At 39.3% G+C, this 7,018-nt stretch carries 6 protein-coding genes; 3 read left to right on the top strand and 3 right to left on the bottom strand.

Features of this window, described 5'->3' with window-relative positions:
• Both F6K54_RS37045 and pds read right to left on the bottom strand, forming a co-directional pair.
• On the bottom strand, window positions 1–414 hold a 414-nt coding region (locus tag F6K54_RS37045), incomplete at its 3' end, for a squalene/phytoene synthase family protein (RefSeq protein WP_293088948.1).
• Window positions 398–1,855 carry a 15-cis-phytoene desaturase gene (gene pds, locus F6K54_RS37040; RefSeq protein WP_293088946.1) on the bottom strand — a complete coding sequence of 486 codons (1,458 nt, stop codon included), beginning with the start codon at window positions 1,853–1,855 and terminating at the stop codon, window positions 398–400. The genes F6K54_RS37045 and pds, both read right to left, overlap by 17 nt.
• Between pds and F6K54_RS37035 the strand changes: the two genes are divergently transcribed.
• From F6K54_RS37035 to F6K54_RS37025, 3 genes are all read left to right on the top strand, one after another.
• On the top strand, window positions 1,791–1,970 hold the full coding sequence (locus F6K54_RS37035; protein WP_293088950.1) for a hypothetical protein: 180 nt from the start codon (window positions 1,791–1,793) through the stop codon (window positions 1,968–1,970). The genes pds and F6K54_RS37035 overlap by 65 nt on opposite strands.
• Window positions 1,971–2,540: 570 nt before the next feature.
• Window positions 2,541–4,556 (top strand): molecular chaperone DnaK, encoded by a 2,016-nt coding sequence (dnaK, locus tag F6K54_RS37030; protein ID WP_293088944.1) that lies wholly within the window; start codon window positions 2,541–2,543, stop codon window positions 4,554–4,556.
• Between the two features lie 240 nt (window positions 4,557–4,796).
• Window positions 4,797–5,807 carry a J domain-containing protein gene (locus tag F6K54_RS37025; RefSeq protein WP_293088942.1) on the top strand — a complete coding sequence of 337 codons (1,011 nt, stop codon included), beginning with the start codon at window positions 4,797–4,799 and terminating at the stop codon, window positions 5,805–5,807.
• An 877-nt stretch (window positions 5,808–6,684) separates the two neighbouring features.
• On the opposite strand, the gene F6K54_RS37020 is transcribed toward F6K54_RS37025, so the two are convergent.
• Window positions 6,685–6,837 carry a hypothetical protein gene (locus F6K54_RS37020; RefSeq protein WP_293088940.1) on the bottom strand — a complete coding sequence of 51 codons (153 nt, stop codon included), beginning with the start codon at window positions 6,835–6,837 and terminating at the stop codon, window positions 6,685–6,687.
• Window positions 6,838–7,018: the final 181 nt, after the last annotated feature.

The raw sequence follows: 7,018 nt of genomic DNA, 5'->3' as shown, positions 1-7,018 counted from the left end.
GTGATTATTAATAATGGCTGGCAGGGTATGGTGCGTCAATGGCAAGAGGCGTTTTTTGGCATCTCGAAATGGTTGTATGTCTAAAGGAAACTTGGATAGTGTATCTACTAAAGCTACATCTGTATCTTCTAGTGGATAGCCAGCAAAGATAGATTCTAGATGCTTTTCCCACTCTTGGAGAGTTTCTGTAGTTGTAGTACTTGACATTGGTCCATCGACCAGTTCATCTGTACGACGACACCAGACATATATTGCCCATATCGCCTTACGTTTAGCTTGTGGCATTAACTGAGTACCCATGTAAAAAGTTTTAGAATGGGTAGCTGTGACTTGACGACACAGCTCATAAGACTCTTCTAGTGATACCAGGGATGAACGAGTCATGCGCTGAGAAAATTTAGACCGTTGCAGCATTCTTTGCTGGCTTTGGAGTTGTTGGTTGCAGGTTTGCATGAGATTCAAGGTGAGTAGAAGCGTTAGCGGAGCTTGCCTTAGTAATTGCCTGCGCTGTCAGCTTTCCAGAAAGTACAGCTCCTTCCATGCTAGCTAGATAGCGCTGCATAGTATAGTCTCCTGTAAGGAAGAAATTGGCAATTGGTGTTACTTGGGAAGGGCGACAATCTTGGCGACCGGAGGTAGCTTTATATACAGAGCGGGGGGTTTTGACAACGTGAGATTTCAACAACTTAGCTGGAGAATTTCCTGTAAAGTGATGGGGAAATAATTTTTCCAACTCTGCCATTGTGGCTGCGATTATTTCTTGGTCGGATTTATTAATCCAATCTTTGGCGGGTGCTAATACTAATTCCAACATGGAACGATCGGGATTAGCATATTCACGACAGGTGTTACTCATGTCTGCATAGACACTTAGTAGAGGTGAGCGTGAAAACAGTAAATGGTCTATATCTGTTAGTTTGCGATCGAACCATAGATGTAGATTAATTACTGGTACACCTTCAAGACCATTGAGCTTTTGGAAGTATTCCATCTGCTGCCATGGTTTTGGTAACATTGTTTTTAGTGGATCGACTGGCATTGCTGATACATAAGCATCAGCAGTTATTACTCGATCTTCGGCTCCATTTAATCCTCTGATTAGAAATCCACTGACTTTACCATCATCGTTCAGTAAAAATTCCTTTATTGGTGCATTTAACTCTACTTCTCCACCTCCCTTAGTAATATGATCTACCAGAGGTTGACATAATCGCTCTGTCGGAGAACCATCTAAAAAGGCCATTTTAGAGCCATTTTTTTCTTGGAGAAAACGGTTTAGAGCTGTGAGAATTACTGTTGAGGATATTTCCTCTGGTCCAATAAAATTCAACGCTTTTGACATGGCGATGAATACTTCTTTCTCTACTCTGGGAGGAACATTCTGTTTTTTCAGCCATTCCGAGAATGTATATCTGTCCATTTTTTCCACATATTCCTGGCCTTGAAGCATAGCTGGAATTAGACCTATGCCAAATCTAATTTTTTCTGGCCAGGTTAGCATATCATTATTGCGGAGAATAGCCACAACTCCATTCAAAGGTGCTGGAATATCAGGAAAATCAAATCTAGAGTATGTTCCTGGTTTTTCTGGCTGATTAAAAATCATCGTATGCTGTTTCCATTGCAGTCTATCTTCTATATTTAGTTCTTTGAATAGCTGCAACATATTTGGATAGGCTCCAAAAAATATATGTAGACCAGTTTCGTACCAGTCTCCTTCTTCGTCTTTCCAGGCTGCTACCTTTCCTCCAAGAACGTCCCTTCTTTCTAGGACTACTGGAGTATGACCCATGTCTGTTAGATATTTGGCACAAGAAAGACCGGCTAGTCCCGCTCCCGCGATCGCAACTCGCATTTACTTGGTAAAAACCTCTTTAATTCAATTTACTTTTTTTTTATTATTATTACTTTACAAGTTGTTACAAATTTCAGCAACATCTCATTTGTTATTTTTAATTCCATTTGCCTAAATTTTTGCTACATATACTTTTGACAAAAAGTAGACAAGTGTGGTAATGTTACAGCAAAATAAGTAATATAATCTAAGTATCTTAATAAAATTTAAAAATATATACTTAAATTTGCTTTTGAATATCAATAACAGATTAAGATTAACAGACTAAGGGTCAGAGGCGATCGCTAAAAAAAAATTAAATTAATAATGTGGAAAAAAAAGGCCAAGTAAGACATAAGGGGGTAGAGAGCAGAATACAAACCCTATAAGTTCAATAAATGTGAAGCTTATACTAGCAAAACCGTTAGCTGGACTGGTGAAATTCTAAATAATTTAGGTGGTAAAAAAGTTGTTATTGGTAATGATGGTTTTCGCCTCGATCGTCACCTAAATGGAGCGCGTGGAATTTTGATCAAAAGCGTGGTAGAAAATTTTTCTACCACATTGGGAGATACCCCCTCAGCAGGTTAATCTTGCTGTGCATTGTTAACAAACTTTAGCAAAATAGTATCGGCTATCCTCAAAGCTTGAGAAGTTTGAAACGATAGAATAATCAATAAAAGGACAGAATAGAGAAAACTAAGCCATGGGCAAAGTAGTCGGCATAGATCTGGGTACAACAAACTCCGTAGTCTCCGTTATGGAAGGCGGAAAACCTATAGTAATAGCCAATTCAGAAGGAATGCGGACAACTCCATCTGTAGTTGGGTTCACCAAGGAAGGAGAACGAATAGTAGGACAAATGGCCAGAAGACAAACTGTTCTGAACCCTCAGAACACTTTCTACGGGGTCAAACGATACATTGGACGTAAATACTCTGAACTATCTCCAGAGTCAAAGCGGGTTCCCTATACAATTCGCCGAGATGAATATGGCAATGTCAAAATCAAATGTCCTCGGATGAAACGAGATTTTGCTCCGGAAGAAGTCTCAGCAATGATTTTGCGGAAGCTAGCAGATGAAGCAAGTCGCTATTTGGGAGAAGAAGTTACAGGAGCAGTAATTACCGTACCAGCCTATTTTAATGATTCTCAAAGACAGGCCACTCGTGATGCAGGGACAATTGCGGGTTTAGAAGTTAAAAGAATTCTGAATGAACCAACGGCTGCATCTTTGGCTTATGGATTAGAGAATACAGAAAATCAAGTAATTTTGGTCTTCGATTTGGGTGGAGGTACATTTGATGTATCAATATTAGAGGTAGGAGATGGAGTATTTGAGGTTAAGTCCACGAGTGGAGATACCCAACTAGGGGGTAATGACTTTGACCAACGAATAGTAAATTGGTTGGCCGAACAATTTTTAGAGACAGAAGGAATAGATTTAAGAACAAGCGATCGTCAGGCATTACAAAGGCTGATGGAGGCAGCGGAGAAAGCTAAAATAGAGTTATCTGGGGTTGGAGTGACTGAGATTAACCTACCGTTTATTACGGCTACACAAGATGGCCCTAAACATTTGGAAACTAGGCTGACTAGGTCTCAATTTGAAGGACTTTGTGGGGATTTAATTCCCAGAATTGGACGCCCTGTAAAAATGGCATTAAAAGATGCAGGTATTAATCCTTCTATGATTGATGAAGTAGTATTAGTGGGTGGTTCAACTCGGATTCCTTTTGTCCAAGATTTAGTTCGTTCTCTGATAGATATAGAACCAAATCAAGGGGTTAATCCGGATGAAGTTGTGGCTGTGGGAGCTGCTATTCAGGCCGGAATTTTAGCTGGGGATGTGCGAGATGTGCTGCTGTTGGATGTCTCACCATTATCTTTTGGCTTGGAAACTATTGGTGGGGTGATGAAAAAACTTATTCCTCGGAATACTACTATCCCGGTGCGACGTTCTGATATTTTTTCTACTTCAGAAAATAATCAGACTGTAGTTGAGATTCATGTTATTCAGGGAGAACGAGAAATTGCGGCTGAGAATAAGTCTCTAGGAAAGTTTAAGTTGACGGGTATTCCTCCTGCACCACGGGGTGTGCCACAAATACAAGTAGCTTTTGATATTGATGCTAATGGTATTTTGCAGGTGACTGCAATGGATAAAACTACAGGTAGGGCTCAAAGTATTACTATTCAAGGGGCATCGACTTTAACTCAGCAAGAAATTAGTCAGATGATTCGGGATGCTGAAAAATTTGCTGAAACAGACCGACTAAGAAGGGAGCAAGTAGAAAAGCGCAATCGTGCAGAGGCTTTGGCCTTTCAAGCTGAACGACAACTCCGGGAGGTGGCCTTAGATTATGGTATGCAATTTGCTGCTAGGAGTCGTCAACGGATCGAGATGTTGATTAGAGAGCTACGGGATAGTCTGGAGAGGGATGATGAGCGGGGTATTGATCGTGTGGGAGTTGATTTACAAGATGCTCTGTACGATCTGAATCGTGAAGTTTCAATTTATACTTATGAATCAGAAGATGATGATTTCTTTGGCTCTGTGCGTCGGAGTATTTCTGGAGAAGACCGTAAGCGCAAGGAACGTTATGATTATGATAATAGGATAGATCGTCGGCCTCCTGATCGAGTAAGTTATAATAAACCGACTAGACCAAATCGTTATTATCAGAGTGATGATTGGAATGATGATGATGATTGGCTATAAGTATTTTAGATTTTACAGGAGATAGTTTAGTGCTTAGTGGCAATATATAGTTAAAATCAAAAGTGAATTTATTGCTGTGAATGAGTTATGAAGATTGGAGAATGTTGTAAGTAAATTAGTGGCTTTCTATGATTTCTCTCTAAAAGTGAGAAAGTAAAAAGCCTTAAGTGGACTAGCATTTTGTCTCAAAAAGTTATAGAAGATATTGATAGTTAAAAACTTATAAGTTTAAGTTAGCAGATGCAAAATTTTCGGAATTATTATCAGATTTTAGATGTTTCTAAAGATGCTTCGGTGGATGAAATTAAGAAAGCATATAGGAGACTGGCACGACAGTTTCATCCAGATGTAAATCCAGGTGATAAAGAATCAGAAGAAAAGTTTAAAGATATTAATGAAGCTTATGATATTTTATCAGATATAGAAAAACGAACAGAATACGATAAGTTTATTCGATATTGGAAACCTAAAGGAATTGGGGGCAGGGTAGGGATACGAGTTCCTGATTTTAGGAATTGGGATAATCGTGATGAAAATGGGCGTAAAAATGAAAAAGATTCAGATGTTAGTGATTTTTCAGATTTTAATACATTTGTAGACCAACTATTAGGTCGTCGCCGTGAAATTAGAACTCCAGTAACATCGACAATTCCAAAAACTCAGGCTTCTAATGTTTATCGTCCTGGTCAGAAAAAGACTACTTATAAGGCAGCAGAACGGGAAGTAAAACGGGAAATAAAAAAGGATATTGAGGCTAGGTTAACTTTGCCTTTAGAAAAGGCTTATGTGGGAGGATTTGAAAAAATACGTTTGGAAGATGGGCGTTCGATTGAGGTGAATATGCCGATGGCGATGGTTAGTGGTCAAAGAATTCGTCTGAAAAATCAAGGTCTTGGTGGGGGAGATTTGTATTTGAAGATTACGATCGCTCCTCATGATTTTTATCAGTTGGAGGGGGCAGATATTTTTTGTGAGTTGCCTATTACTCCTGTGGAGGCTGTTTTGGGTGGGGATATTGAGGTGCCGACTTTGGATGGTTGGGTGAAGATGAAGTTGCCGGCGGGGGTTTTTTCTGGTCAACGTTTGCGACTTGCGAGTAAGGGGTATCCTGATGGGAGGGGCGAGCGTGGGGATCAGTTGGTGGAGATTAAGATTGTGACTCCGAAGGAACCAACTCAGGAGGAGTTGGAGATTTATCAGAAGTTACGGGAGGTTGAGAAGTTTAAGCCTAGGAAGGATTTGCCTGTTTAATTTGAGTTTAAGGTGTGTGGTTGTTTTGAGGATTGATAAATATTCTTCTTTTCGAGTTCTTAAGTCTCTTATTATTTTTTAGTTGAATAAAAAGTCATGTGTAGGGACAAGCGACTCCCAATGTATATATCTTATCACGGTTTTTGAGTGGATGCAACCTCATTATCCTCTGATTTTTTTTGAGCTTCAGAAAATGACAAGGTTCAACTTAAATTTGAAAGAGGAGTCCCGCGCTTTATCCGCTGATTCAGGGTCAGGAGGCATTTTTGAGAGTAAATAAAAATCTGTTTCACTTTTTTAGTTGAATAAAAAGTCATGCGCAGGGGCAAACGGCTCCCAATGTATATATCTTATCACGGTTTTTGAGTGGATGCAACCTCATTATCCTCTGATTTTTTTTGAGCTTCAGAAAATGAGAAAGTGCAGCTTAAATTCAATAAAGGAGTCCCCCCTCGATCTGCCGATTTAAGGTCGGAAGGAATTTTTGATAGCAAATAAAAATCTGTTTCACTTTTTTTAGTTGAATAAAAAGTCATGCGTAGGGGCGAACGACTCCCACTATATATATCTTATCGCGGTTTTTGAGCGGATGCAACCTCATTATCCTCTGATTTTTTTTGAGCTTAATAAAATGAAAAAGTTCAATATTTTGACTATCAATTAGGCTGGTATGTAAGTTTTAGTTATAAGTTTTAGTATTTTAGTTTGAAAATTTTTAATTTTGTCATCAACCTATGACAAAATTGGAGAAAAGTTTTCCTAATCAGCTAACGAAGTTTCAATATTTTTAGCGCTTTTACTCAGTTGTGTGATACTCTAAATAGTAGAAAAATCCAAGGGTTAGTGTTGCTTAAAAGAATTTTGAGGCTGCAAATACCTATTGTGTCGTTGTTTTTAGAGGCGATCGCCTGAATTTATTTGACGATGAATGACTAATTTTTCTCTCCTCATTTTTCGGTAGGTTGATAGATTGAGTGTTTTGTGGTATGTGGGTGGTGATGATTTGACATACTCCCCGGCGTAAACGCACGGGGATTCTCCTGGAACCAGGATTCTTGGTTCAATGAGTCCACTTAAACTAAACACCTTACGGCATCTAGTCCAGAGATGGTTCTCACGCCTGCGCGTTCGCTCTATTGCCTCTTTCAGAGGAGCTGCGCTATCAAGAGCCTGTTGACCTATGCCCTACGGTACAGTTTAAACCTTAAAAA

The sequence above is a fragment of the Okeania sp. SIO3B5 genome, from assembly GCF_010692555.1.
Classification (GTDB): domain Bacteria; phylum Cyanobacteriota; class Cyanobacteriia; order Cyanobacteriales; family Microcoleaceae; genus Okeania.
Note: the sequence above shows the minus strand (reverse complement) of the source record. Positions and strands in the feature narration are given on the sequence as shown.